The 25,306-nt window shown below is 52.7% G+C and carries 27 protein-coding genes; 9 read left to right on the forward strand and 18 right to left on the reverse strand.

Annotation, left to right across the window (positions count from 1 at the left end; all coding sequences use genetic code 11):
- Positions 1–45: 45 nt before the first annotated feature.
- A complete protein-coding gene (locus L5656_RS03910; protein ID WP_297199314.1) occupies positions 46–1,266 on the forward strand; it encodes an MFS transporter in 1,221 nt (406 codons plus the stop codon).
- A gap of 16 nt (positions 1,267–1,282) precedes the next feature.
- Here L5656_RS03910 and phoU read toward each other — a convergent pair whose 3' ends face one another.
- From phoU to mtnA, 8 genes are all read right to left on the reverse strand, one after another.
- Complete coding sequence (gene phoU, locus L5656_RS03915; RefSeq protein ID WP_297199316.1) at positions 1,283–1,993, reverse strand: phosphate signaling complex protein PhoU; 711 nt, start codon at positions 1,991–1,993, stop codon at positions 1,283–1,285.
- A 280-nt stretch (positions 1,994–2,273) separates the two neighbouring features.
- The gene (gene pstB, locus L5656_RS03920; RefSeq protein ID WP_297199319.1) at positions 2,274–3,032 is read right to left on the reverse strand and encodes a phosphate ABC transporter ATP-binding protein PstB; all 759 of its coding nucleotides are present in this window, start codon (positions 3,030–3,032) and stop codon (positions 2,274–2,276) included.
- 190 nt (positions 3,033–3,222) lie between these two features.
- Positions 3,223–4,977 carry a formate--tetrahydrofolate ligase gene (locus tag L5656_RS03925; protein ID WP_297199321.1) on the reverse strand — a complete coding sequence of 585 codons (1,755 nt, stop codon included), beginning with the start codon at positions 4,975–4,977 and terminating at the stop codon, positions 3,223–3,225.
- Between the two features lie 224 nt (positions 4,978–5,201).
- Positions 5,202–6,035 (reverse strand): carboxylating nicotinate-nucleotide diphosphorylase, encoded by an 834-nt coding sequence (gene nadC / locus L5656_RS03930; protein WP_297199326.1) that lies wholly within the window; start codon positions 6,033–6,035, stop codon positions 5,202–5,204.
- An 88-nt stretch (positions 6,036–6,123) separates the two neighbouring features.
- Positions 6,124–7,749: an L-aspartate oxidase gene (nadB, locus tag L5656_RS03935; protein WP_297199329.1), complete on the reverse strand. Its 1,626-nt coding sequence runs from the start codon at positions 7,747–7,749 to the stop codon at positions 6,124–6,126.
- A 3-nt stretch (positions 7,750–7,752) separates the two neighbouring features.
- Positions 7,753–8,712: a quinolinate synthase NadA gene (gene nadA / locus L5656_RS03940; RefSeq protein WP_297199394.1), complete on the reverse strand. Its 960-nt coding sequence runs from the start codon at positions 8,710–8,712 to the stop codon at positions 7,753–7,755.
- A 59-nt stretch (positions 8,713–8,771) separates the two neighbouring features.
- Complete coding sequence (locus L5656_RS03945) at positions 8,772–9,287, reverse strand: transcription repressor NadR (protein WP_297199332.1); 516 nt, start codon at positions 9,285–9,287, stop codon at positions 8,772–8,774.
- A 115-nt stretch (positions 9,288–9,402) separates the two neighbouring features.
- Positions 9,403–10,449: an S-methyl-5-thioribose-1-phosphate isomerase gene (gene mtnA, locus L5656_RS03950; RefSeq protein WP_297199335.1), complete on the reverse strand. Its 1,047-nt coding sequence runs from the start codon at positions 10,447–10,449 to the stop codon at positions 9,403–9,405.
- 116 nt (positions 10,450–10,565) lie between these two features.
- Between mtnA and L5656_RS03955 the strand changes: the two genes are divergently transcribed.
- The 3 genes from L5656_RS03955 to L5656_RS11315 all read left to right on the forward strand — a co-directional run bounded on the left by L5656_RS03955 (position 10,566) and on the right by L5656_RS11315 (position 12,958).
- Positions 10,566–10,946 (forward strand): carbonic anhydrase, encoded by a 381-nt coding sequence (locus L5656_RS03955; protein WP_297199338.1) that lies wholly within the window; start codon positions 10,566–10,568, stop codon positions 10,944–10,946.
- Positions 10,947–11,041: 95 nt separating this feature from the next.
- Entirely contained in the window at positions 11,042–12,352 is a 1,311-nt protein-coding gene (gene rlmD / locus L5656_RS03960) for a 23S rRNA (uracil(1939)-C(5))-methyltransferase RlmD (RefSeq protein WP_297199397.1), read from the forward strand.
- A 279-nt stretch (positions 12,353–12,631) separates the two neighbouring features.
- A complete protein-coding gene (locus tag L5656_RS11315) occupies positions 12,632–12,958 on the forward strand; it encodes a L,D-transpeptidase (protein WP_366017862.1) in 327 nt (108 codons plus the stop codon).
- A 26-nt stretch (positions 12,959–12,984) separates the two neighbouring features.
- Here L5656_RS11315 and L5656_RS03975 read toward each other — a convergent pair whose 3' ends face one another.
- Both L5656_RS03975 and L5656_RS03980 read right to left on the reverse strand, forming a co-directional pair.
- Positions 12,985–13,173: a hypothetical protein gene (locus tag L5656_RS03975; protein WP_297199341.1), complete on the reverse strand. Its 189-nt coding sequence runs from the start codon at positions 13,171–13,173 to the stop codon at positions 12,985–12,987.
- 134 nt (positions 13,174–13,307) lie between these two features.
- On the reverse strand, positions 13,308–14,084 hold the full coding sequence (locus L5656_RS03980) for a fumarylacetoacetate hydrolase family protein (RefSeq protein WP_297199344.1): 777 nt from the start codon (positions 14,082–14,084) through the stop codon (positions 13,308–13,310).
- 205 nt (positions 14,085–14,289) lie between these two features.
- On the opposite strand from L5656_RS03980, the gene L5656_RS03985 reads away from it, so the two are divergent.
- Positions 14,290–15,321, forward strand: coding sequence for a DNA methyltransferase (locus L5656_RS03985; RefSeq protein WP_297199347.1), 1,032 nt, complete (start codon positions 14,290–14,292; stop codon positions 15,319–15,321).
- 15 nt (positions 15,322–15,336) lie between these two features.
- Here L5656_RS03985 and ndk read toward each other — a convergent pair whose 3' ends face one another.
- The 8 genes from ndk to L5656_RS04025 form a co-directional block, all read right to left on the reverse strand.
- The gene (ndk, locus tag L5656_RS03990; protein ID WP_366017868.1) at positions 15,337–15,753 is read right to left on the reverse strand and encodes a nucleoside-diphosphate kinase; all 417 of its coding nucleotides are present in this window, start codon (positions 15,751–15,753) and stop codon (positions 15,337–15,339) included.
- Between the two features lie 5 nt (positions 15,754–15,758).
- Positions 15,759–17,723, reverse strand: coding sequence for an ATP-dependent zinc metalloprotease FtsH (gene ftsH, locus L5656_RS03995; RefSeq protein ID WP_297199353.1), 1,965 nt, complete (start codon positions 17,721–17,723; stop codon positions 15,759–15,761).
- A gap of 80 nt (positions 17,724–17,803) precedes the next feature.
- Positions 17,804–19,180: a tRNA lysidine(34) synthetase TilS gene (gene tilS, locus L5656_RS04000; protein WP_297199356.1), complete on the reverse strand. Its 1,377-nt coding sequence runs from the start codon at positions 19,178–19,180 to the stop codon at positions 17,804–17,806.
- A gap of 112 nt (positions 19,181–19,292) precedes the next feature.
- Positions 19,293–21,326 (reverse strand): SpoIIE family protein phosphatase, encoded by a 2,034-nt coding sequence (locus L5656_RS04005; protein ID WP_297199359.1) that lies wholly within the window; start codon positions 21,324–21,326, stop codon positions 19,293–19,295.
- Between the two features lie 682 nt (positions 21,327–22,008).
- Positions 22,009–22,239, reverse strand: coding sequence for a type II toxin-antitoxin system HicA family toxin (locus L5656_RS04010; protein ID WP_297199362.1), 231 nt, complete (start codon positions 22,237–22,239; stop codon positions 22,009–22,011).
- A complete protein-coding gene (locus L5656_RS04015; protein ID WP_297199364.1) occupies positions 22,236–22,466 on the reverse strand; it encodes a type II toxin-antitoxin system HicB family antitoxin in 231 nt (76 codons plus the stop codon). Before L5656_RS04015 ends, L5656_RS04010 begins: the two co-directional genes overlap by 4 nt.
- Positions 22,467–22,478: 12 nt before the next feature.
- The gene (locus tag L5656_RS04020; protein WP_297199366.1) at positions 22,479–22,682 is read right to left on the reverse strand and encodes a type II toxin-antitoxin system HicB family antitoxin; all 204 of its coding nucleotides are present in this window, start codon (positions 22,680–22,682) and stop codon (positions 22,479–22,481) included.
- Positions 22,683–22,857: 175 nt separating this feature from the next.
- On the reverse strand, positions 22,858–23,985 hold the full coding sequence (locus tag L5656_RS04025) for a hypothetical protein (protein ID WP_297199368.1): 1,128 nt from the start codon (positions 23,983–23,985) through the stop codon (positions 22,858–22,860).
- Between the two features lie 93 nt (positions 23,986–24,078).
- On the opposite strand from L5656_RS04025, the gene L5656_RS04030 reads away from it, so the two are divergent.
- The 4 genes from L5656_RS04030 to L5656_RS04045 all read left to right on the forward strand — a co-directional run.
- Positions 24,079–24,324, forward strand: a complete 246-nt coding sequence (locus L5656_RS04030; protein WP_297199371.1) for a helix-turn-helix domain-containing protein — start codon at positions 24,079–24,081, stop codon at positions 24,322–24,324.
- Positions 24,273–24,623, forward strand: a complete 351-nt coding sequence (locus tag L5656_RS04035; RefSeq protein WP_297199374.1) for a hypothetical protein — start codon at positions 24,273–24,275, stop codon at positions 24,621–24,623. Before L5656_RS04030 ends, L5656_RS04035 begins: the two co-directional genes overlap by 52 nt.
- A 52-nt stretch (positions 24,624–24,675) precedes the next feature.
- Positions 24,676–25,041 carry a hypothetical protein gene (locus L5656_RS04040; protein ID WP_297199376.1) on the forward strand — a complete coding sequence of 122 codons (366 nt, stop codon included), beginning with the start codon at positions 24,676–24,678 and terminating at the stop codon, positions 25,039–25,041.
- A partial coding sequence (locus L5656_RS04045; RefSeq protein WP_297199380.1) for a hypothetical protein occupies positions 25,038–25,306 on the forward strand: 269 nt, incomplete at its 3' end. The genes L5656_RS04040 and L5656_RS04045, both read left to right, overlap by 4 nt.

Consider the following 25,306-nt stretch of genomic DNA (forward strand, 5'->3'; position numbering starts at 1 on the left):
CCGGGACAAAATAGAAGCAGGACTTAAAAAAGGAGTGATAAAGCCTTGCAAGCCTCCATGCGGCTTCCCTTCGCTCTTTTATGCACCGTACCGTTCATTATGGTGCTGGGAAACTCTATGCTCGTGCCCTTGCTGCCCAAAATGAAAGAAGCCATGGCCGTAAGCCTTTTTCAGGTTAGCCTTTTTATCACCGGCTTCTCCCTCCCGGCAGGTATCACCATACCCTTCGCCGGATTTCTCTCCGACCGCTTCGGCCGCAAAATAATTATGGCCCCCGCCCTTATCCTTTACGGAACCGGGGGCCTCCTGGCCGGAACCGCAGCCCTTCTGGCAGCCCAGCCTTATTATCTTATTTTAGGCAGCCGCATACTCCAAGGCATAGGCGCCGGGGGAACCTACCAGCTAGCCATGGCCCTGGTAGGCGACATATTCCAAAGCAACGAGCGGGCTAAAGCCTTAGGCCTGCTGGAAGCCTCTAACGGGCTGGGCAAGGTTATAAGCCCGATCGCCGGAGCGCTCCTGGGGTTAATAACGTGGTTTGCCCCTTTCTTTGCTTACGGTTTTCTCGCCATCCCCGTAGGAATAGCCATATGGTTGATAGTGCGGGAGCCTAAGCAGGGTATAGGCCAGCACCGAACCATAGCAAGTTATTTCGGAAGCCTAAAGCAGATATTTAAAGAAAAGGGGACGGGGCTTTTAGCCTGCTTTCTTGCCGGCATGACCGTGCTTTTTCTTTTGTTCGGTGTCTTAAGCCTGGTGGCAGATAGTCTAGAGGCGAAGGGGTGGGAAGGGATTAAAATAGGGCTTCTTCTTGCCCTCCCCGTAGGTTCCATGGCCCTGACTTCTTACCTCTGCGGTAGCTACCTGCAGAAAAAAAGCGCAAGGATATTAAAGCTAACCCTTGTAGCAGGCCTGGGCCTGGTGGCAGGTGCCCTCCTCCTTATGGGCTTCCGGCTACCTATTTATCTTTTTCTAATAGCCCTCATCCTTTTGGGAGTAGGCACGGGGAGCGTCCTGCCCGCGGTAAATACCCTCATTACCAGTTCAACCTCCGCTTCCCAGCGCGGAGGTATCACGTGCCTTTACGGTTCCATGCGCTTTTTAGGGGTAGCCCTGGGCCCGCCCGTCTTCGGCCTTGCAGCTACTTTAGAAAACCTAACCCTTTTTGGCCTGGCGGCAGCTTTGACCTTCGCTGTAACGCTGCTCGCCGCTTTCCTGGTGCACGTCAGGGAGATGCTGCCGCCCGATCTCCTTACCCAGACTTGAGCAAGTTAACTTGGTTTCAATCATTCAACTCCTTTCTTTCGCCCGTTTCCAGGTAGATGGCTTCTTCGGCAATATTGGTAGCGTGATCAGCTATGCGCTCCAAGTACCTGCTTACAAAGAGGAGATAAGTGGCCTGGGTTATGGTCCGAGGGTTTTCCATCATAAAGACCAGTAACTCCCGGAAGATCTGGTTATGCAATTGATCGACCTGGTCATCGGCTTCGGCCACGGCGTAAGCCAGTTTAACATCACCATGGACATAAGCATCCAAGGCCTGCTTCACCATATTTTGAGCCAGCTCTGCCATGCGCGGGATGTCTATCAAGGGTTTGATGAGGGGCTGGCCCGTGGCTATTATCCTGTTGGCCGTACGGGCGATGTCTACCGAATAGTCGGCTATCCTTTCCAGGTCGGTTATTATCTTGAAGCCGGCCGCGATCTTCCGTAAATCCTTGGCCATAGGTTGCTGGGTAGCAATGAGCTTGAGGCACTGGTCCTCTATCTGAAGCTCTAGCTCATCTACCACAGTATCCCCCTCAATAACCTCATTGGCTATCTTAGAATCGAGCTTAGCCAGGCTCTCCACCGCTTTGGCTATCACCTGCTCCACGATACTCCCCATGCGCAGTATTTCCTGTTGGAGGCTTTCCAGGGATTGGTGGAAGTTGTGACGTATGCTTCCTGCCATGGTCCTATCTCCCCTTAAGGTTTCTATAGTATTATGCATATTATATTCCACCTCCTTTATTCTGTCACCTTCTCTCTTTTGTGAATATTGTATACTTTACCTTCCATCTCTTCCCAAATTGCTTCCATAAAATTCCCTATCTTCTTTAGATACACATTGCGGTTGCCTTTTATCTTTAGTACCTTTGGGGAACGGATTTGTCCTCCAGATCTTTAAATACGCGCCGCCGAATTTTTCTTTAGTGCCGCGCCCTGGTGGCCTTCCCGTTTACCCTCTTCCCCTTGTAACCTTCGCCATCTTCCGGGCCCGCCAGACTGCTTCATCCGAAGCGCCCGGTTATATAATCCTCCGTACGCTTGTCCCTCGGCCTGGTAAAGATGATGGCCGTATCGTCGTATTCTATTACTTCTCCGTTTAAAAAAAAGGCCGTGGTATCCGAAATCCGTGCTGCTTGCTGCATGTTATGAGTCACAATTACGATGGTGTACTTTCCCTTAAGAGATAAAACCAGCTCCTCTATCTTTAACGTGGAAATGGGATCCAGAGCGGAAGAAGGCTCGTCCATAAGGATCACTTCCGGCTCCACGGCCAGACAACGGGCGATGCACAGGCGCTGCTGCTGGCCGCCGGAAAGGCTTAAAGCAGAGCTCTTCAAGCGGTCTGCTACTTCATCCCACAGCGCGGCCGCTTTTAGGCTCCTTTCTACAATTTCGTCCAACTGTTTTTTCTTGGTTATCCCGTGCACGCGGGGACCATAAGCCACATTATCGTAAATGGACATAGGGAAGGGGTTGGGGCGCTGGAAGACCATACCCACGCGTCTGCGGAGGGCTATAACATCGGTGTCCGGAGCGTAGATATTTTGGCCGTCCAGAAGGACTTCCCCGGAAAGGTGGGTGTTTTCAATAAGATCGTTTAACCGGTTAAGGACCCGCAGGAAGGTGGACTTCCCACATCCTGAAGGCCCTATGAGGGCGGTTACGGAATTCTCCGTTATAGTCAGGTTTATATCTTTCAGCGCCCAGGTATTTCCATAGTAAAAATTTAAATTTCTGACTGTTATTTTGGGTTTGCCCATAACACCCTCTGCCCTGCTTTTTGTTTCCCCATGTAATTATAAGCAGTTATCATTAAGTATGAGTTAGTTGTTTATTAAGCTTAAATTAAGGCTGCGCCTAATGAAAAGTGCGCGGGCCGACAAAAAAGCGGCGGCAAGCTTAAAACCGACTTGCCGCCGCAAGCTAGCTTACGTTTAGAACAAGCAAGTATTAGAATAAGCCTTTAACTACCCCCGTCTCTACATCTACATCGATCCTGCGGAAAGCCGGATCGGAAGAGGTGCCCGGCACTAAGCGTATCTCTCCGCAGAGAGGAACGAGGAATTTGGCCCCGGCGAAAACCAAAACATCCCGTATGGGCAGGGTCCAGCCTTTAGGAACGCCTTTAAGGTTGGGATCGTGGCTCAGGCTCAAATGAGTTTTGGCCATCATGGTGTAGAAGTCGGGATACTTTTCCTGGAGAACTTTGGCTTTAGCTTCGGCAGCCGGCAGCCACTGCACGCCATCCGCACCGTACACTTCGCGGGCTATTAATTCCACCCTCTCCATGAAGGGCATCTCTAAGGGGTAGAAGAATTTGAAATCTACCTCTTCCTGGCTGGCATCTATTACTGCATCGGCCAATTCCAGGGCTCCGTCGCCGCCGTACCTCCAGTGGTTGCTTATGGCGCAGCGGGCTCCCGCCTGCTCCACATACCGCCGAATAAGCTTGTGCTCTTCTGGTGTATCGGTGGGGAAGGCATTAATGCATACTACCGGCTTGACACCGGACTTCTTCACAATGCCGATGTGGTGCAGGAGATTTTCGATACCCTTCTCCAGCAAGGGGAGGTTTTCCTTAGTGTAAGCCTCATCCAAGGGACGCCCGGGCACTACCGCGGGCCCGCCTCCGTGCATCTTCAGGCTCCGCACCGTAGCTACGATAACCGAGACGTTGGGTTTAAGCCCGCTGTGGCGGCACTTTACGTTTACGAATTTCTCAAAACCTATGTCCGCACCAAAGCCGCTCTCCGTACAATGGTACTCGAAAAGCTTAAGCCCTATGCGGTCACCTATGATAGAGGATTGGCCCACGGCTATATTGGCGAAGGGGCCGGCATGCACCATTACGGGCTGGTACTCAGCAGTCCAGCATAAGGTGGGGTTGATGGATTCCCTCATGATGGCGCACATGGCGCCTGCTACCTCTAGATCTTCGGTGGTGATGGGGTTGCCTTGCCGGTCGTAAGCCACTATTATCCGGCCAATGCTTTCCCGCATATCCTTAAGGTCGCGGACCATGGCCAGAATAGCCATAAGTTCTGAGGCCACGCTGACCATAAAGCCCGACTGCATGGTAACGCCGTCCATCTCGTTACCTAAGCCGATGACTATGTTCCTTAGCGCCTGGGCGCCCAAGTCCATTACCCAGCGCTGTTCGATCTTTTTAGGATGGATATTGAGGCGCCTTAGGCCCCTCTTGGCCAGCTCTTCATCAGTATAGTTGGTCTCGTGCTGCATCCGGGCAGTAAGGGCTACCATCATAAGATTGTGGGCGTTGGTAATGTTGTTGATATCCCCGGTTAAGCCTAAGGAAAATTCTGTCATGGGTATGAGCAAAGCATTGCCGCCGCCAGCAGCGGTACCCTTTATGTTAAAGGTCGGTGCAGAAGATGGCTGCCGGATACAACCCCCGGCATTCTTACCCCTCTTGGCCAGGCCTTCTATAAGCCCCAAGGTGGTAGTCGTCTTACCTTCTCCCAAGGGAGTAGGGGTAACCGCCGTAACTTCGATGTACTTACCGTCGGGCTTGTCCTTAAGCCTCTCCAGAATCTTCATATAATCCAGCCGACAGAGCCTACCGTAAGGAATTACCTCGTCCTTTTTTAACCCGAGCCTGTCCGGTACTTCCTCAGGTTTGGGCATGTTCTTTTCCGCTTCTAAAGAGATCTGCCAGTCGGGCATTTGGGTAGGATCCCAGGGCATGAAACTTTCAGCCTCCTTTGCCGGAAATGGTCTAGCCATTGGACCGGTTATACTTTTTTAAAATTATTCGCCATAAGAGGAGCAGTTCCTTCTAATACTACTTCCAAAAGGATAAAAAATTAAACTCAGGGAAAACCTCTTGATAAACCCCACTAAAGGAGAGAACCCTCCTGGCCCGCACATGGTTTACGCCACATAGAACGCCTGAGAAACCACACTCACATTTAGATAAGCTCCAGACTTAAATCCAAGGCCGAAACGCTGTGGGTCAGGGCCCCCACGGAAATGAAATCAACCCCAGCCGCTGCCACCTCTGCCACCCGGTCCAGAGTAATGCCTCCGGAAGCTTCTATTAAAGCCCGCCCGGAAGCCATTTTTACCGCCTCCCGGATCTCTGCCAGTTCCATGTTATCGAGCAAAATAAGATCTGCTCCGCCGTCTAAAGCCTCGGCCACCTGCTCCAGGGTCTCCGCTTCTACCTCCACTTTCGTGGTAAAGGGTATGGCCTCCCGCACCCGTTTTATGGCCTGCACAATACTTCCGGCTGCCTTTAGGTGATTATCCTTAATGAGCACGGCATCCCCCAGATTCCACCGGTGGTTTACCCCCCCTCCCATGCGTACGGCATATTTATCCAAAAGCCTAAGTCCAGGTACGGTTTTACGGGTGTCGCATATCCGAGCCTTATAAGGCTTAACCCTTTCTACGTAAAGGGAGGTGAGGGTGGCGATGCCGGACATGCGCTGGAGGAAATTTAGGGCCACCCGCTCACCTCCTAAAATGGCCCAAAGCGGCCCTTCTACCCTCGCCACCTCCTGCCCGGCCCGTACACGGCTGCCGTCACGGACCAGGGGGGTAAGGGTACAACCCGGGGGACAAAGCTTAAAAACGAGCTCAGCCACAGGTAGCCCCGCTATTATCCCCTCTTGTTTGGCCAGGATCACCCCATAACCCCGGTCAGCAGGAGAAAAGAGGGTCATGCTGGTTATATCCCCGGCCCCCAAATCTTCCTCCAAAGCCCGCTTGACTATATCCGTTACCGTAAGCACGTTAAGCATAACTTGCTTCCGCCCTCCTTAACTAAGAAATGCCCACCTATGGCTGCTGTTCGGGCGGGACAGCCAAAGCAGCTTCCGGCCCTCTTAACTAGGAAATGCCCTCAGTACGCCAAACCTCGAGGGGGGTTACTTTCAACTCTTCTTTTCGCAGCACTAAATGTCTGCAGTAGGCGGGGTCAACCCCGGGGAAGTCTGTCCTGTAATGAACCCCGCGGCTCTCTTTGCGCCAGGCCGCAGCTTCCACCACCAGGCGGGCAAGGAGAAGTAAATTACTGAGTTCCGCTTCCCGCCGGGTTCTAGCCTCCTTTTTTAGCAAGGGCCATAAGGCTTCCAGCCGGGCAGTTGCTTCCTTAAGGCCCGGCCCGTTACGCACCAACCCCGCCCAGCGCTCCATTGTTCTTTTTATCAACTTCTGTTTGTCTTCCTCAGAAAAAGCCTCCTCCTTAAGCCTGCACGACAAAGGAGGGGGATTGATAATCCTCCATTCTTTTTGCAAAATGTCGGCCGCTATCCGGCCCCCGAAGACAACGGCTTCTAGAAGGGAATTGCTGGCCAGGCGGTTGGCTCCGTGCGCGCCCGTGCAAGCCACCTCCCCGCAGGCATACAGGCCTTCTAGATTTGTCCGGCCGTAAAGATCCGTCCGCACCCCGCCTATCCAATAATGGGCAGCCGGAGCTACGGGGATCCAGTCACGGCATACGTCCAGGCCCAGCCTGCGGCAGGTGGAAACCACAGTGGGAAAGCGCTTCTCCAGCATTTCCGTATCTAAATGAGTGACGTCTAAGAAGACGCAGCGTGTGCCCGTACGGTCCATTTCTTTCATTATGGCCCTGGCTACCACGTCCCGAGGGGCCAGCTCGGCGAGGGGATGGTAGCGGGGCATAAACCTTTCCCCATGCCTGTTCCTTAAAACAGCCCCCTCTCCCCTTAGCGCCTCCGTAATTAAAAACCCCGGGGCTCCCGGGTGGGCCAGGACAGTCGGGTGGAACTGGTAAAATTCCAGGTCCATGACCTCCGCGCCGGCCCGGAAGGCCATGGCCACACCATCCCCCGTAGCTACCGGCGGATTGGTGGTAATAGGATAAAGCCGGCCGGCTCCTCCGGTAGCCAAAACCGTGGCTCTGGCCAGGATAGCCTTAACCCTCCCCTCTCCGTCTAAAACCAGCGCGCCGTAACACCGGCGGCCGTCAGCCAGGAGGTCCAAGGCCATGGTGCGGGGAAGGAGACGGATATTCTTTTCCGCAGCGGCCCGGGCGGCCAACCCCTTCCATACCACTGCCCCCGTGGCATCACCGCCGGCATGGAGTACGCGGCGGTGGCTATGGGCCCCCTCTTTGCCCAGGTGGAGACCCCCGCCTTCCCGGTCAAAGGGTATACCCCACTCCATAAGCTCCTCGACCCGCCGAGGTCCTTCGGTAACCAGGACCCTTACTGCCTCCGGATCGTTTAATCCGGCACCAGCCCTTATGGTGTCCCGGGCATGGAGTGCGGGTGAATCTTCCTCGTCTATAGCTGCTGCAATCCCCCCTTGAGCGAGTTCCGTCGAGCACTGGGAAGGGTCATCTTTGGTGATCATCACGACCCGGTACCGGGAGGCTACTTTTAAAGCCGTGAAAAGACCTGCTATACCGCTACCTACTATCAAAACATCGGTCTCTTCCCGGGGGAGAGAACTCAGGTCAAAATTAACCAGATAGGAAGGTATCCCTTGCATGTTTTATACCACTTCCAACATGCGCTTTAGGGCCCGGTAAGCCCTCTGCCGGATATCTTCGGGAACTTTGATTACAGGCTGCATTTCTTTAAGGCACTGGGCTATTTTGCTTAAGGTGGTGAGTTTCATATTGGGGCAGATAAGGCCCGGGGAAAGAAGATAGAATTTTTTCCCAGGGTTTTCCTGCTGTAAGCGGTGGATGATACCCATCTCCGTACCTATGATGAATTCCTGTGCGTCGCTTTCCCGGGCATATTTTAATATGGCGCCGGTGCTTCCCACAAAATCCGCCGCCTCGCACACCTCCGGCCGGCATTCCGGGTGCACCAGCACCTTGGCCTGCGGGTGGGCGGCCCGCGCCTCTTCTAATTCCTCTAAGGTAGCCCTGTAATGGGTGATGCAAAGCCCCGGCCAGGGGATTATCTCTTTGTCTGTGAAGCGGGATACGTAACTGGCCAGGTTGCGGTCCGGCACAAAGAGGATCCGGTGGTGGGGTAGGGATTGGACAACCTTAACTGCGTTACTGGAGGTACAGCAGATGTCGCTTTCTGCCTTAACTTCGGCCGGTGAATTCACATAACATACCACCGCCGCATCAGGATATTTCTCCTTTTCCCGCCTGAGTTCCTGGACATCAACACTTTCTGCTAAGGGGCAGCCCGCAAAAGCATCCGGCAGAAGCACCGTTTTATCCGGGGCCAGAATACTGGCTGTCTCGGCCATAAAGCGCACGCCAGCCAGCACTATTACTTCCGCATCAGCTTCCGCTGCATAGCGGCTCAGCTCTAAAGAATCACCCACCAGGTCGGCGATGTCCTGTACTGCATCCTGCTGGTAATTATGGGCTAAAATGACGGCCTGTCTCTCCCTTTTTAGTTCCTGTATTTCCCTGACCAGCTCATGCATGCCCTTTCCCTCCCAGGCAAAAGACAATACATCTGTCTTGTCACTTTTTAAGGCCATTATAATGCGGCTTTTTTCTCCCGTCAACCTCACTTTTAAGCTTTTTATTCATGGCCATTTTATTCCTTCTCCAATAGAATACCCGCCCCGGCCAACTCCGCCTCGATAGCTTCCAGGACCTCTTCCCTTTCTGCCGTCACCGTGTGCAGGTGGACGCCCTGCTCTGTTAAGGTGTAAAGGGGTTTAGCCCCGCTTTTGTGCAGGCTTTCTAAAAACTTGTACACATCCCTCCTGGAGGACAGCATCAAGAAGCCACGCAGTTCCCCGTAAAGGGGATGCTCCACTACCACATCCAGAACCCGCCCGCCGTTATCTACTATTATTAGAAGCTCCTTTTCCATGCCCGCCATATCGTGCTGGCAGGCAAAGGTACGCTTATGCCCTTCTTCGGCAGGCCCTAACATATATCCCTGGGGGGTGGCCAAAACATTCGCTCCGCCGGCCCTTAGGATCGCCATATCCTGAACTATAACTTGCCTGCTTACACCCAGCCTCCGGGCAAGTTCGGCCCCTGTGATGGGTTTACCAGCCCTTAGCATCTCCATTATCCTCTCTCGCCTTGCAGGCCCCTTCACCTCGCAGTTCCCCCTAACGATCCTTAATCTTTCGGGTGTTAAGGTTCTATTCCCCTTTCCCGTTCTCCGGGGCCACCATATACATAAGCTCCCTTTCCCCTTCCCGGCCTTAGGCCTATTTAAAAAACATTTGGCGGATGCTTTCTCGGTAGGGCGGCCGAAGGATGCCTTTTTCGGTAATAATGGCCGTTATATAACGGTGCGGTGTTACATCAAAGGCCGGGTTAAAGACGCTGATACCTTCCGGAGCTACCGGCCTCAACCCGAAATGGGTAACTTCTTGGGGATCCCTCTCCTCGATGGGAATTTCTTCTCCCGTAGCCAAGCTGAGGTCAAAAGTAGAGCTGGGAGCGGCTACGTAAAAAGGCAAATCGTGCTCCCGCGCCAAAATGGCGAGGCTATAGGTCCCTATCTTGTTGGCCACATCCCCATTGGCCGCGATGCGGTCTGCGCCAACCACCACCGCCTGCACCCAACCCTTGCTCATGACTACTGCTGCCATGCTATCGGTAATAAGGGTTACGGGTATCCCCGCCTGTTTAAGCTCCCAGGCTGTTAGTCTTGCCCCCTGCAAAAGCGGTCTTGTTTCATCTACGAAAACATGCATTATTTTACCGCGTTCGGCTAGATAATACACCGGGGCCAGGGCCGTGCCGTAACGGGCCGTAGCCAGGGTACCCGCATTGCAGTGGGTGAGGATGGCGTCTACCTCCTTCAATAGCTCGGCGCCGTAACGCCCTATCTCCCGGCACATGCTTTCATCTTCCTGTTGTATAGAAAGGGCTTCCTGTAAAACTAACTCCTTAAGTTCTCGTACCGTTAGGCCTTCGGCCCCGCTTACTTTTTCCTGCACCCTTTTTAAGGCCCAGAAGAGGTTTACAGCCGTAGGTCGGGAAGATGCCAGGTATTCAGCAGCCTTTTTTAACTGGGTACAAAGCTCTTCTTTGTCTTGAGCCGGAAAATCTTTAACGGCCAAATACAGCCCAAAGGCCGCCGCTATACCGATGGCGGGAGCGCCCCGCACTTTAAGTTCTTTTATGGCCTGCCAGACTTCTTCCTTCGTCTCCAGCCGTATGAACACCAGCTCACCGGGCAGGCGTGTCTGATCAATGATCTCTAAATGCCCGTCCCTCCAGGCGACGGGCGCTAAAATTGCGGCCATTTTGTCATCCCTCCCTAGCTTGTCGCAACACGGATTTGCTCGAGAGTTTTTACTTTGGAGATATCTTTTCTGTTTACGGCCAAGATTGTAATATAAAGGCAGGAGGTGGTATACCAGTGTCCAGCTGCATTTGCTGTGTTTTAACTTGTATGGATTATAGAATCCAGCCCCTGGTCAGCCGCTGGCTAGAAGGCAGAGGCTTGAAGGGCCATTATGACTACATAGCCCTGCCCGGTGCCAGCCGCAATTTCTTATCAGAAAATAAACTCGCTATGATAGAAACCTCTGTGAAGTTGCACCAGGTAAAGGAGGTATACCTGGTCCACCACGAAGACTGCGGAGCCTACGGCCTAGGCAACCTGCCCCTTGAGGAGCAGCTCAAAAAGCACCGGGAAGACATGTATCAAGCCGCTAAAATTATAAAGGAACGGTACCCCAATTTAATTTGTCACCTGGCTTTTGTTCGCCTTGACGGAAGTATAGTAGAATTGTCTTAAGGCTCAACCGATAGCAGTATACTATAGCTTAAGCGTTTCGTTCAAATCGCGAGCGAGGAGTGTGGGTTTAGCTATTGTACGACTTGCCAAACTCTATGTCCGGCCCTAAAGAGAAAGTACTTATTTTTGGATGTTCACACCGGGGGGAAGGCTTGGGTCGGCTTCCCTCGGGCCAGATCATTTTCGTTCCCTACGCCCTTCCCGGAGAAGAGGTGGAGTGCCGTATCACGGAGGCAAAGCGTGACTACTCCCGGGGCAGGTTAGAGAAAATCTTGACTTCCTCCCCTCACCGGGTAGAGCCTCCCTGCCCGGTATATTACGCCTGCGGCGGGTGCCACCTGCAGCACGCCGATTATTCCTTCCAGTTGGAAATAAAAAAACGCCAAGTGGAGGATGCTTTATCGAGGATAGGAAAGCTAAAAGATTTCACCTTGAAGCCTCTGGTGGGGCTTAACCCTCCTTGGAGGTACCGGAACAAGATCGGGTTACATGCAGGAGAAATAAACGGCGTCCCCCGCTTAAGTCTTTACCGGGAGGGATCCCACATCCTGGTGGACACCCGTGATTGTCTCCTTGTTCCCGAAGATATGGTAAAAGTTTGGCAAGCAGTAGAGGGTTCCCTGCCTGCAATGCAAAATCTACCTGAAACGAAAAATAACGGGCTGTCCGGTGCCATCATCCGTAAGTCTTTTCACACAGGCGAACTAATGTCTATCCTCGTCGGTCTACCCGACCTTCAGGGGGGCCGGACCCTTGTCCAAAAGCTCTGTAAGGCCGGGGTGTCTTCGGTAATCGCCCTATTCCCCGGTAAAGGCGTGCGCGTCCTAGCCGGCCCCGGATATCTATGGGAAAGAATTGGTTCCTTCCGCTTTCGCCTCTCTCCTCTTTCCTTCTTTCAAGTCAACCCCAGGCAGACAGATACCCTTTATAAAATTGTCCTGGACTACGCAGGCCTTACGGGAAAGGAAACCGTATTGGACGTTTACTCTGGTACCGGCACCATAGCCCTCTTTTTATCTCCCCGGGCGGCCAGGGTATATGCCTTAGAAGTATCTAAGGAAGCCTTACAGGATGCGTATGCTAACGCCAAGGAAAATAAAATAGATAACGTCTTTTTCATCCACGGATATGCTGAAAGGACACTTCCCCGGCTCCTTAACGAAGGATTAACACCAGAGGTTATAGTCCTTGACCCTCCGCGGCAAGGGTGCCACCCGAAGGTGCTGGAGGCGGTAGCCAGCATAAGGCCGCGCTGCCTTATCTATATTTCCTGTTACCCGCCTACCCTGGCCAGGGACCTGCTTTATCTGTGCCGCCGGGGATATAGGGTGAAGGAAATACAGCCTGTGGACATGTTCCCCCAGACCCATCACGTCGAATGTGTTGCCCTGGTGTATCCCGCATAAAACGGTGCTTCCCATACTACGCCCCGAGATTAACCGGAAAAAAATAGGCTTGCGGTAGAGGAAAAGGCAAATTCCTGTCGAAATCTTTGTTAGGGGTTGCTAGATGAAAAATCCACAAAGGCTTCTATGGCTTAAGGGGAGTGTTGGCCATAATGAAGTGGCAAAGTTTTTTTGTATTGCTTTTATTCATCCTGGTAGGGCTGGGGGCTTTTTTATCGCTGTCCTTTTCGCCACCGGCAAATGACGGCATCGCAGGGCAGCCTGGTACTGCGGCTAAGAATGAGGAGCCGGAAGGGGGCAAAGGCGCGGGTCTATTTGTGCCCCCGGAAAAGGGGTACTGGATCGAAGTACGCGTGGCGGACCAGAAGGTGCGTATATACAAAGACGGCCAGCTCGAAAAAGAGTGGCTGGCCTCTACAGGAACGGCGGACAAGGGATGTATACCTCTTCCACAGCCTGCCCATGGACCGTAACCAACGTATCATCCCCGAAGAAGCTGCCAAACTCGGTACCCCTGCCTCCCACGGTTGCGTCCGGTTAGAAGTGGATAACGCTAAGTGGATTTACGACTATATCCCGCCGGGTACCCCTGTTTATATTCACTGACCGCCTGTATGTCAAACAGCGGTATCTCAGCTCCGGGGTTGGGGGGTTTTGGGGCTGCCGGTTTTATCCTGAATGAACTTTTCCTTTTCCGCCGAGATCCCTTCTGCCCGTCTCAAGATAGACCTTACAAACTCCTGTCGCTTGTGCTCTAGCTCTTCTCCTAACCTTTCTGCCTGCCAGCGCTGTTCATCTATCTTCCGGGGGTTATCGGGCAACGCTTTACCTCCTCCCACGCAAAAGGTCCGTCTTTATTATGGCCCCCGGGAGATAACTCTATGTACAATTCCTTACCCACCTCAAAGCGACCCCCGCTTAAAAATCGCCATCTGCGGGAAATTTGACTTATGGCTCATTCCTCCAGTGCAACCACCCGGTTAACCAGTGAACCGATCCCCTCGATGTAAATTTCGATGGTATCTCCCACCTCCATGGGGCCCACTCCTTCCGGAGTGCCCGTTAAAATTACATCCCCCGGCAACAGAGTCATTACCTGCGAAATAAAGCTAACCAGATAGGGTACCGGGAAAATAAGCTGGGAGGTCCTGCTTTCCTGCCTGAGTCTCCCGTTAAGCCGGGCCTGTATGAGGAGATCACCCGGTTCTATCCCGCAAACTATATACGGGCCCAGCGGCAGGAAGGTATCAAAGGATTTAGCCCTGGTCCACTGGCCATCCTTTTTCTGGAGGTCCCGGGCCGTAACGTCGTTGGCCACGGTGTAACCTAAAATATACTCGCCCGCTTCCTCTTCTTTAACCCTGTGACAGTGCTTCCCTATAACTACAGCCAGTTCTGCTTCATAATCCAGCCTTTTTATACCCGGCCAGTAAACTATATCTTCTCCGGGCCCTATGACGCTGGTAGAAGGCTTGAGAAAAAGCACGGGCTCTTCGGGGAAGGGCTGTTTCATCTCCAGGGCATGGTTCCGGTAGTTAAGCCCCACACATACCGCCTTGCTGGGCTGGCAAGGTGCAAGAAGTTTCACCTCTTCCAGGCGATACTTTTCCCCGCTTTCTGCATACCCATGGAAGGGGTCGCCCTCCAAAGCGATAATTTCCCCATCCTCCAGCCGGCCGTACAAAAGTTTCCCTCCGGCCAAAAACCTTACCAAGACCGTCTTCCGTTCCATATTAGAAGACCTACCTCCTTTATACCAGCTCCTGCTAAGTAAAGTAAAATTCATATATGCTTTTGAGACTTGGCCGTAAGGAGGCTTTCTGGCCCATTTTATGCTTAAGGTGTAGTTTGAAACAGTTTTGCTTCAACCGTTACAATTGACTTGAACGTGAACATTCTATAGAGGAAAAGTCTTCTCTCTTAAAGGGTTGAAAGGTATGGTGTACAAAAATAAGAACAGGAGCCGCTGTGAGTTAGTTTACCAGGGCAAAGCTTCCCGGCGAGACATTTTAGAAAATACTCCGGCAGCACGTCTCCAACCCTTGCGTATCAGGGGAGAGGATGAAAGCTTTTCGCCCCAGGGATGGAAGAATATGCTCGTTTGGGGTGATAACCTGCCTGTACTTAAAACTTTACTGCAGATGAAGAAAAAGGGGGAACTTAAAGATAGCCTGGGGAGGCCAGGCGTAACCCTCATTTACATAGATCCCCCCTTCTCCTCCCGTCAGGAGTACACCGCGAGCAACGGGCTTAAGGCCTACGAAGACACCCTCACGGGCCCCTCTTTCATAGAATTCTTGCGTCAAAGACTCCTTTTTTTATACGAGCTTCTAACCGAGGACGGCAGTATATACGTACATCTAGACGAAAGAAAAAGCCATTACATCAAGGTGATTATGGACGAAATCTTTGGGGAGGAGAACTTCCAAAGGGAAATTGTATGGCGTATAGGCTGGGTCTCAGGTTTTAAAACCCGGGCCAAAAATTGGATACGCAACCACGACGTGCTCCTCTTTTACACCAAATCCCCCAATTTCTATTTCCACAAGCTATACCTGCCGTACCCCCCAGGGTATAGGCGGCGGGACGGCCAGCCCCCACGGGGTAAGGGTTACCCCTTAGAGGATACGTGGAACTGCTATCCCCAGGACCGGTTAGACTCCATTCAAATCATGAGTTTCTCCGGCGAAAAAACCGGATTCCCCACTCAAAAAAACGAAAACCTCTTAGAAAGGATTATACTGGCCTCGTCCCGTAAGGGCGACATAGTCCTGGACGCCTTCTGCGGCTCTGGTACGACTTTAAGCGTGGCCGAAAAGTTAGAGCGGCGCTGGATCGGCATCGACAATAGCGAAGTGGCCATCAGTATCACCGAAACGAGGCTCCTAAATTTAAGACGAAACATCGGAAATACGGGAGAAAAATTGAGCCCGCGGCCTTTTATTCTTTATCGCGGCTTTTTGTCTTAACTAAGGGAAGTAAAGCTAGCCCATAATCTCATCCGGCCGGAAGAAGAGGTTTATCTCCCTCTCGGCGCTTTCAGAAGAATCGGACCCGTGAATAACGTTCTTACCCGTCTCTAAAGCATAGTCTCCCCGTATGGTCCCCGGAGCGGCCTCCTGGGGATTAGTAGCCCCCATAAGCTTGCGCAACCCTGCGATGACGCCGGGCCCTTCCAGGACCACGGCCACCACCGGACCGGAGGTAATATGCTCCACGAGCTCCCCGAAAAAGGGCTTCTCCCGGTGCTCAGCGTAATGTCTTTCCGCCATTTCGCGGCTTAGGCGCAACATCTTCAGGGCCACAATGCGGTAACCTTTGCGCTCAATGCGGCCTAATATTTCCCCCACCAATCCCCTGGCCACTGCTTCGGGTTTTATCATGCAGAAGGTGCGCTCCATATCTTCTACCATACCCCTTTCAAGCATAGAAGGTGAAAAGTAAGCTTGAGTAAAGTGTTTACCCCCTCCCGGCGGTCCGCAGGCCGCAGTGTGCACAGGGCTGGCGCTACATCCGCCGCCAGGCCTGCTTTAACCTGTTCGCCGTCTTCGGGCTCCTTACGCTGGCGGTGATATTCTTCTATAAGGGCCGTAAATTCCTCGGCCTCCAGGGTTTCCTTCTCCATCAGAGCCTTAGCTATAATATGCAATTCTTCCATATGCTCCTTTAGGATCTTTTCCGCCCGGTTGTAACACTCGTCGATGATACGCCGGGCTTCTTTATCAATGGAGAAGGCCACAGCTTCGCTGTAATTGCGGTCCCTGGCCAGATCCCGACCGAGGAAGGGGGTTTCATGCTTGCGCCCGAAGGTTAACGGCCCCAGCTCATCAGACATGCCGTATTCAGTAATCATCTTGCGTACAAGCTCGGTAGCCCGCTCCAGGTCATTTTGGGCGCCAGTACTAACTTCTTTTAATACCAGCGCCTCAGCCACACGGCCGCCTAAAAGCATGGTTATCTGATCTATTATCTGCGATTTAGTCATATACCGCCGGTCTTCCTTGGGAAGGAGCAAAGTATAACCTCCGGCCCTACCCCGGGGAATAATGGAGACTTTGTGCAAAGGATCTGTGTGGGGAAGGTAATGCCCCAGCAGGGCATGACCGGCTTCATGGTAGGCCACCAGCCGCTTCTCGTAATCGCTGATAACCCGCGATTTCTTCTCCGGACCGGCGATGACCCGTTCTATGGCTTCTTCCATCTCCTCCATGCCTATCTTCTTTTTCCCACGGCGGGCGGCGAGCAGAGCTGCCTCGTTTACCAGGTTGGCCAGGTCCGCTCCGGTAAAACCGGGTGTGCGTCGCGCTATAACATCTAGGTCTACGTTAGCATCCAAAGGCTTCCCGCGCACGTGAACTTTAAGGATGTCTTTCCGGCCGTTGATATCAGGCACATCCACCACAATCTGCCGATCGAAACGCCCCGGCCTGAGGAGGGCAGGATCCAGTATATCCGGCCGGTTGGTCGCCGCTATGACGATGATTCCTTCATTGGGGTTAAAGCCGTCCATCTCTACTAGAAGCTGGTTTAAGGTTTGTTCGCGCTCGTCATGGCCTCCGCCCAAACCTGCTCCCCGCTGCCTGCCCACTGCATCGATCTCATCTATAAACACTATACACGGGGCGTTCTTTTTGGCCTGCTCGAAAAGATCCCTTACCCGGGAGGCCCCTACGCCCACGAACATCTCCACAAAGTCCGAACCGCTGATGCTAAAAAAGGGTACGCCCGCCTCACCGGCCACGGCCCGGGCAAGCAGGGTCTTCCCGGTACCGGGGGGTCCGTAGAGGAGCACTCCTTTGGGGATCCTGGCCCCCAGCTCGTTAAACTTGCGGGGGTTCTTTAAGAACTCCACTATCTCCTGGAGCTCCTCCTTCACTTCATCCATACCCGCCACGTCATCAAAGGTAACCCGCTTCTTATCGTCCGGGGTATGAAGCCTGGCCCGGCTCCTCCCGAACTGCATCACCCGGGAACCCCCGCCCTGCGTCTGCTGCATCATAAAAAATACTAGGCCTACCAAGAGCAGAATGGGTACGAGGCTGCCCAAGAGGTTGGTCCACCAGGCAGGTTCTGGGGGAGGTAAGGTCTTAACAGGTACATTCCGGTCCACCAGCTTCTCTATCAGCTCGGGTGAGGCCGGAGCATTGACGGAAAACTTGGTACCATTTTTAAGGGTACCGGTTATTTTAAAAATTTCTTTCTCGGGAGTTATGGTTACTTCCTGGACTTGTCCTTGATCGATTAGCTGATAAAATCTGGTAAAATCTAGCTCCTCAGTAGCCCTCTCCACAGGCGCCGATATCCGCAGAATGGAGACGGCCAGCAGGACTATCAAGAGATAAACAGCCAGGTTTTTGAAAACACGGTTCAACGATAAAGCCCTCCTCTCGCCCTACCCCGTCTAGGAGATTATATTTTATCATAATAAAATTATGAATGCAATTTTGCCTTTCAGGCGTCCTCTTCCATAACGAAGTGAAGGGCCCGGCGGGTCTCCGGTGTTATTTTAAAATCCTCAGAGAGCCGTACCCCTGCCACCCACACGATATCCTCTCCGGACACTATAATCGGCACCCGCTTACGTTCCCGCATATCAATGCCCGCATCCACAAATAAATCCTGAAGTTTTTTAGTACCCTTCATCCCCAGAGGACGAAAGCGGTCGCCGGGCTGCCAGTTTCGAGCCCATAAGGGCCCTGTGAGTTTATCCTTATCCACCCAAGCTTCCCAAGGGGGGCTGCTGACTTTAGCTGGAGGGGGCAAGATTTCTATCCGGAGGCGCTTACCTATTTCAGGTAGCGGTGTCACGCCTGGCACCTTTAGGGGATGCCGGAAATGGACGGGTTCGTCCTCTTTCTGCGGTTCTTCAAAAAGCAAAAGCCCGTTGCTGACCCGGGCTTGAAGGCCCCTGGGCAGGGTTAAGGCTCCGGCACCTTCCCGCAAGATTGCCCGTAACTGCTCCACGTGTTGGAATTCCATTCCCCCGCCCAGTCTCGCTACCGCGGCCCGCAAAACCCGGCGCTCTAAAGCCGCCGGTAACCCTAAAAGACCTCCCCCGTCTATCTTTAGATATCCCCGGCCCTGCTCTTTGATTACCCTGGTTAAGCCTTCCCGGGCCAATTCCTCCAAAAAGGCTTCTTCCTCGGCCAAAAGGGTAGCGGTACGCGCCAGCACGCGAATGATGGCAGGATTAAACTCTTTAGCCAGCCACGGAATAAGTTCGTGCCGGATCTTGTTTCTCCGGTAACTCTTATCCAGATTGCTAAGATCGCGGCAGGGCACCAGCCCTCTTTCCTGGCAGAATTCCTCGATCTCTTCCCGGGTAATAAAAAGAAGAGGCCTTATAATTCCCTCCCGGTAGGGTACCATGGCCTTAAGGCCCGTGAGGCCGCTACCTCGCAGCAGGTTTAAAAGCAAGGTTTCTGCCTGATCATTTGCCTGATGCCCTACCGCGATCTTAGCAGCTCCTACAGCTCTTGCTACCTCCCTTAAAAAACGGTAGCGAACTTCCCGTGCAGCTTCTTCCAAGGACAGCTTATGTTCCTGCTGAAAAGCCCGCACATCCCGGGCTTCTACCGTTACCGGTAAACCCCACCCTTCGGCCAGCCTTCGGACATAGGCTGCTTCCTCCGCCGAATTTTCCCGAAGGCAGTGGTCTAAGTGGGCAACATGGAGGCTAAAACCGAACTCGTCTCGCAGCTCCAGCAAGGAGGAGAGCAAGGCCAGGGAATCCGGGCCGCCCGATACCCCCACCACTACTTTTTCCCCAGCACCTACCAGTTTATACCTCTGTATGGTCTGCCGTACCTGTTCCAGTAGCGTAGCCATCCCGCTATCTTTCCGGCCACCTTCTCCGGTAGGTAATATTTCGGCATAACCGGTTCTTTTCCTCCTCCGGGTATAAGTTTTTTCGACATTTAAATCTCGGTCTTTAAAGCTTTCAATCTGCTTGTATCCGGGCTACTGCTATGCTCATATCATCGGCAGGGCGACCCGCGGCCAGGGCCACAGCCTGCTTTAGTAAACGATCGGCTAATTCCTGGGGATGGCAATCCGGCGCCCTCTTTAAAGCTGCCACAAGCCACCTTTCCTTTTCCGCAATCTCCTTATGCGCCTCTAATACGCCGTCGCTCACCATCACTAATACATCTCCCGAGTGCAGCTCCTCCTCTACCGTTTCTACAGGGATATCTTCCAAAATACCTACAGGTAAGGACTGGGACCTTACGGTCAAAACCCTGTTATCTCGTAGCAAAAAAGTAGGGCAGGCTCCGAGTTTCAGGAACTCCCCGCGCCCTTGGACTAAATCTAAGACGGCTACATCTAGAGTAGCAAAGCTTTCCGAAGGGGAACGTAACAAAAGCACCAGGTTCACAAAGCGCAAAGCCAGCTCCTGGGGAAAACCCGCCGCAAGAAGATCTTTCAAAAGCTCTACGGCCGTCCGGCTCTCCTTGCGGGCCTCACACCCGGCACCCATGCCGTCGCTCAACACCAACAAATATTTCCCCCCGTCTAACGGTCCCGCAAGAAAGGAGTCCCCGCAGGTCAAATCCCGGTCCCGGGCACAAGAAGCATATCCTACCTCCACAGTAAAATAAGGTTGTAGCTCCTCGTCATCAGACGCCGAAGCTTCCTTTACAGTTTCCTCAAGAACTTGGGCTAAAGCCTGAAACTGGAGGCCTAAATGAAGCCCCAGGGAAGAACCCTTATCCAGTGCCCGGCCCCGGGGCTGAACAGACAAGGCCTGCGCCAGCTCCCAGGCTTTACCGCACCTTCCTTTGAGCCACTCGGGTAGCTCGGGGGCTAAAACAGGTCCTTCCTTTTTTAATAAATCCTTTAAAACCTCCCTCAGCTTGTCCCCTTCCAGCTCCCAGCACACCTTATGTGCAGGGCAGCCCTGGCAGACAAGGCGTTCCACCTGCCTTAAAGTTCCGTTAACGCTGGTGGAATCGTTTTGCGTCCCTAACTCCAAACTTTCCCCTAAACGCCTAAGCGCATTGATTACCCGGTTCCAACGGTCAGAAAGGCCCAGGGCTTCCTTGACCGAACTTTCGTTGTTAGTCCGAATTATAGAAGCGGATAATTGTTTTAAGACCTCTCGCGGCAGCAAGAGAGCAATCAAGGCTACAAGACTGCTTTCTTTTAAAGCCGCATTAGCTCCCTCTGCTCCCAGGAAGTAGCCGGATAGCAAAAGGTGGGCTAAAAGAAACCCCCCTACCACCCCTAACTTGCCCAAATTGTAGAATGCTCCTGCCGTCAAACCCACCAGCGCCAGTAACCCGGCCAGGGCCGGAGCAGTTAAAGACGTAAGGCTGGGCAAAAAGCCCAAAACGGCTCCCGAAGCGGCCCCGGCACCGGCCCCGCCGATTAAGGCGGCCAGAAGTATAAATAAGCGGCCTATCAGGCTCTGAACAGACATGCCTCCTACCTTTAATTCCTGCAATCCTAAAAGCAAGCCCAGTGCGAAAAGGCCCAACCCCAGCAACTGCTCTTCTCGGTAACGGCTCACGACTGCCGCATTCCAAGCCATCGCTAACCCGGCTGCCAGAATAGCCTCAAAAATAAGGAGCATCCAGCCGTAGAAGGTGGGACCCAGAATAACCTGGCCTAAGCCCCGTATAAGTATAACGACTGCCGCACCCAGAGCAATAAAAGCTCCCGGAACCCTACTTACCTTCTTGTTTCGCCGGCATAGGGTATAAGTGAGGCCTAAACCTAAGAAAGTAGCGAGACGAAACCACCCTTCCGGTCCGGGTAAGCTCCAGGCGGTTCCCGCCCCCGCACTTAACACCGTAGGCCATAACAAGTTTGGCCTAAGCCCGGCCACAGCCATAACTATGGCTGCACCAAAAGGCTTTAACTCTGCAAGAATGGTGGCCCGGGATAATATAAAGGCCGCCCCCAGCCAGGCTGTAGCCCCCACCCCCTCAGCTACTCCAACCCTCGACACCCGTTGAGCACGCTCCGCCAACATACACCACCGTCCTTGTTTTACTGAAAAAATTATATCCCAGGGCTTATGCAATTCTTGTCGTCTAGGGATGGGAGGTGGGGACAAAGTTTCGACATGGGGCTAAACCCTTCCATCGTAATTCCTAGCTATGGGTTGCCCATGGAAGGAGAGGAATTAAAACAACAATTGGAGAATCTGGTTAATCGTGTTGATAGTATTGCTAAGCCTAAATCAGGACGTCACTTGCACTAAATCAAAAGGTTAATCATGCCCGGGAAGGTTAGAAAACCCATAAAACCACGGAAGTCCTAGCTCATAAGGTTTTAGCGATAAATCAAGGGGACTTGAATGAGGATAAGTTCTTCCTCTAACGCCTGGCTTAGGCTTACATTTCTGGAAGCAAACCTTGCGATTTTGGGCATAAATGAAGCCTGCTTGGCCACACCGGATAGCCCAAGCAGGCTTCAGGCGTTGGAGAACCTCGATTCTTTAAAGTTTTGGTGACCCGTGCGGGATTCGAACCCGCGTTCCCGGCTTGAAAGACCGGTGTCTTAACCCCAGGATTTGCCACCATGGAAGCCTTGGGATTCCTGGCTCCAAGGGATACCCTTGAAGCCTTACCCTCAGCACCACCGGATTAGCCTCTATAGGTTATATTCGCCACATTTTAGGTTATATTCGCCACATTTTCGCAAAATCCTGCTCAAGCAAGAAGGTTTTTGAACTCGTCAACGGTTAGTCCGGCCTGCTCCAGTATGCTTTTCAAAAGCTTTGGCTTCAGGATTTCACCGGAATGTACGGGAACAGTAACCAAGCTTCTAGCACCCGGCTTTCGCAAGTGGTGATGACTGCCCTGTATTCTCACCACCACAAAGCCAGCCCTCTTCAACGCACTAACCACTTCTTTACCTGTAACCCTCGGTAGCCTGCTCATGAGGCTATCTCTACCTGCACTTCGGCTATTTCAACGTCTTTAGTAGGCAGGGGCAGACCTTCCTGGGCTAAAGCCGCAAGGTGGCCTGCTATAGCCTCTTTAGCCCTCTCCAATGCTTCTTCAACGGTATCTCCCTGGGTGAAGCACCCCGGTAAGGCAGGAACAGAAACGACATAGCCCTTACCTTCCTCATCCCATTCGAGGATAACTTTGTAGCGGTAAAGCATCCTCTTCACCCCCTAACGTGAACACTCCTTACAGCCAAAGGGTAGCGGCTCTCCATGTTTCTTCAGGCTCTCGATGTACCCTCTTATGGCGTCCTCAGCCATTGCCAAAGCTTCTTCCTTAGTTTCCCCTTGGGTGACGCAGCCCGGTAGTGCTGGTACAGAGGCGATATAACCTCCTTCTTCGGCGGGTTCGAGGTAGACAATAAAGCGGGCCATGTTCTTCCCTCCTAAGACGCATTCCAGCCCTTACATAGTATGCCTTGGTTAAGTAAGTCTTAGCTTTTCTGTGGGCAAAATCCTGCTCAAGTGGAGGAGTTTTTTAAAAGGGCCTCTAGCTTTTGCCTTTGCCGCTCTTTCCGCTTATCCTCTGCTCTCCTGCTTCGGAAGCACTCTAGATTATCATTTGGCCCACAATAGCGTTTTTTTCGTGTGCCCTGTAAGACCACCCACAACGCTCACAAATAGGCACATGCTCCTTACTCTCGTTGACCACTTGGTTAAGCTCCCACCAGAAGTAGCCAAGCCAACCGAAAACCCTTGGTATGTCCACTTGATGTCGGAACTTGGAGCAGTAGTCTGCATGGCTAAAAAGCTCTCTCAGATTTCCGGCGACTATGCCATATCTTCCTTCAATGTCCGTTAATAACGCCTCACTTCCGCAGGCTTCTAAAGTGGGTGCAATATATGCCAGTTCTAGCGTAGTCCAGCCTTGTGCGGTAAACCTGCTAGCCCAGGAAGCTATCTCGTCCAATACTCCCGGCTTCCCTTCGTTTAAGTCTTCGATACACCGCCTCATTAAAGCCTTGTGGAACATTAAATCCATACTTCCGCCGAAGGGAAACATTTCGTTAAATGGTTCCGGCCACTGTAGCCAAACATTCAGGCTCCTATTGCCAAAACGGTCTAAAGCGGTAGGAAGCTCAGGCGACAACGGCTTCTCTTCCCAAACAACTGGCCCACATATTTCTTGGCTCTCGGTTTCCGGGCTAACCGACGGCGGAAGATGGCTTCCAGGTGGCGGCCAGGCGAAAGTAATCTTCCTCGTATTTTCATCTAGCGACACAATAGGCATAACTGGCCCTGGCTCTACCTTCAAAAGCCTTTCTTCATAACTCACCCTGTCGCCTTCAAAAACCGGCCTTGTTATCTTGATTTCTTTTAGGCCGGGCACCAAAGACACTCGGCCAACATTTAGCCACTTTCGGAAAAGACCCTCCGGTATTTTCCCCTCCCAGGACTGCGGGAGGCCTACCTCGATAGGAGGGTAGCAAAATCCCTCTTCGGTTATATGGATAACAACAATCCGGTTTATCGTTTCGCTGGGCACTGCACATTCCCAAACTCTAAACCCTCGAAAATCCCAGTACCAACGCTTGACCTCCCTTATATCAGGGAGCAGCCAAATAACAGGCTCGCCTCGCCACTCTTTTTGTGCTCGCTGTAAATCACGGGCATAAGCGGCATTAAGGGGGCTTAGCTCGAACAGGGGAAGCCAAACCTGAACCCGCTGGCGTGGCAATCCGATACCTCCCTGTCGCACGAAATGTCGCACGATAGATTTTCTTCTCATCAAGTTTATCATGGCATTGAGCAAACGAAAAGGGGGGCTTCTATGGTCACTAATCTTAGGCTTTTACGGGTGCGGAGAGGGTTGACCCTCAAAGATATGGCCGCTCAAATCGGCCTTAACGAAACCTGGTACTGCCGAATGGAGAGAGGCCAGAACTACATTCCGCCACACTACCGCCAGAAACTGGCCGAGTTTTTTGGTGTTCCCGTCTCCGAAATCTGTGACGAAGTGACTGGTTGGCCCATACTGGTAGACCAGCCAATGCCGAAGCTAGTGCGGAAGGCGTAGCCAGCGGGATAACCTATATCGTTCCCAAAGCCGCAGGCGTGTTGAGCCTGCTGAGAGGTGGGGGAGGGGAGACCATGTATTTGCGGGAAGCGGTAGAGGCATTTTCCCGAACCCGAAACCCGGAACTCTTGCGGCTTATTCTGAAAAAACATGGGAAGCGGGGTTTCTCTATCGCCTGCCGGGCGGCAGGCATAAGCCGGGGAGCGGGGAAGAGACTTCTCGGCATATACAACGATAACGGGGCAATAGCCCAAATAGCGAAACAGGTAGCGGGATTAAAAACTTCAAGGTGGCAATAAGGCGGCCGGGCGATATGACCCGGCCTTAAGCATTTAGAAAGGGGGAACTCCGATGAAACCTATCCCGATAAAAGCCTACGTAGGCGGCAGGTGGGCCGTAGTGGGAAAACTCATTCCCGGCGACCCTCCGGTATTCGAGCAAAGGATAAAAGCCGACGATATCCTTCGCATTGAAGGAGCGGCGGGGGTAGACCTGCAATACGACCCAGCACTACCGGAAAATACTTTAATCCGCCACATAACACCGTGGGGGGTACTGGAGATACCTCTACCCGTATTAAAAACTCACCGAAAGGCACGTATTCGGCAGGTAGGGCCTCTTCATCCGAAAAGGATTTACCTCCCTTACCGCTATTGGCGGAACACAACCGAGGAGCAGGAACAGCTTACATTCGCATGGGCGGGTGAGACCGTATGAGCCCCCCTGCTGAAAAGTTGGCCCGGGTTAACGACCCGGGCTTTTTTATTCCCGGCCTCTGGTGGACACCGGAGCGGATAGCCTTCCACAACGGCCAGGGGTGGAAAACCGTTCCCTGGCAAAAGTTTATCCCAAAAGGCCAAAAAATGCAAACATTAGCGGTTTCGCCAGTGGGAACGGACGGCCTTTGCCGCTTCATTGCTTGGGATATTGACGATAACAACCCGGTTTCGGTGCGAAAGCTAGTTTCCGGCTTACCGCCTGG

The organism is Thermanaeromonas sp. (assembly GCF_021890735.1).
Taxonomy (GTDB): Bacteria; Bacillota; DSM-521; order Neomoorellales; family Neomoorellaceae; genus Thermanaeromonas.

What these genes read in the sequence shown, in the direction of transcription:
- L5656_RS03980 (WP_297199344.1), bottom strand. Translation starts at nt 14,084, where the DNA reads ATGGAACGGAAGACGGTCTTGGTAAGGTTTTTGGCCGGAGGGAAACTT.
- L5656_RS04020 (WP_297199366.1), bottom strand. Translation starts at nt 22,682, where the DNA reads ATGGCCCGCTTTATTGTCTACCTCGAACCCGCCGAAGAAGGAGGTTAT.
- L5656_RS04005 (WP_297199359.1), bottom strand. Translation starts at nt 21,326, where the DNA reads ATGTTGGCGGAGCGTGCTCAACGGGTGTCGAGGGTTGGAGTAGCTGAG.
- phoU (WP_297199316.1), bottom strand. Translation starts at nt 1,993, where the DNA reads ATGCATAATACTATAGAAACCTTAAGGGGAGATAGGACCATGGCAGGA.
- nadB (WP_297199329.1), bottom strand. Translation starts at nt 7,749, where the DNA reads ATGCAAGGGATACCTTCCTATCTGGTTAATTTTGACCTGAGTTCTCTC.
- pstB (WP_297199319.1), bottom strand. Translation starts at nt 3,032, where the DNA reads ATGGGCAAACCCAAAATAACAGTCAGAAATTTAAATTTTTACTATGGA.
- L5656_RS04030 (WP_297199371.1), top strand. Translation starts at nt 24,079, where the DNA reads ATGGTCACTAATCTTAGGCTTTTACGGGTGCGGAGAGGGTTGACCCTC.
- L5656_RS04040 (WP_297199376.1), top strand. Translation starts at nt 24,676, where the DNA reads ATGAAACCTATCCCGATAAAAGCCTACGTAGGCGGCAGGTGGGCCGTA.
- mtnA (WP_297199335.1), bottom strand. Translation starts at nt 10,449, where the DNA reads ATGGCCGCAATTTTAGCGCCCGTCGCCTGGAGGGACGGGCATTTAGAG.
- rlmD (WP_297199397.1), top strand. Translation starts at nt 11,042, where the DNA reads ATGTCCGGCCCTAAAGAGAAAGTACTTATTTTTGGATGTTCACACCGG.
- L5656_RS03985 (WP_297199347.1), top strand. Translation starts at nt 14,290, where the DNA reads ATGGTGTACAAAAATAAGAACAGGAGCCGCTGTGAGTTAGTTTACCAG.
- L5656_RS03925 (WP_297199321.1), bottom strand. Translation starts at nt 4,977, where the DNA reads ATGCCCTGGGATCCTACCCAAATGCCCGACTGGCAGATCTCTTTAGAA.
- ndk (WP_366017868.1), bottom strand. Translation starts at nt 15,753, where the DNA reads ATGGAGCGCACCTTCTGCATGATAAAACCCGAAGCAGTGGCCAGGGGA.
- nadC (WP_297199326.1), bottom strand. Translation starts at nt 6,035, where the DNA reads ATGCTTAACGTGCTTACGGTAACGGATATAGTCAAGCGGGCTTTGGAG.
- L5656_RS04015 (WP_297199364.1), bottom strand. Translation starts at nt 22,466, where the DNA reads ATGCTTTACCGCTACAAAGTTATCCTCGAATGGGATGAGGAAGGTAAG.
- L5656_RS11315 (WP_366017862.1), top strand. Translation starts at nt 12,632, where the DNA reads ATGAGGAGCCGGAAGGGGGCAAAGGCGCGGGTCTATTTGTGCCCCCGG.
- tilS (WP_297199356.1), bottom strand. Translation starts at nt 19,180, where the DNA reads ATGGCTACGCTACTGGAACAGGTACGGCAGACCATACAGAGGTATAAA.
- nadA (WP_297199394.1), bottom strand. Translation starts at nt 8,712, where the DNA reads ATGGCCTTAAAAAGTGACAAGACAGATGTATTGTCTTTTGCCTGGGAG.
- L5656_RS04010 (WP_297199362.1), bottom strand. Translation starts at nt 22,239, where the DNA reads ATGAGCAGGCTACCGAGGGTTACAGGTAAAGAAGTGGTTAGTGCGTTG.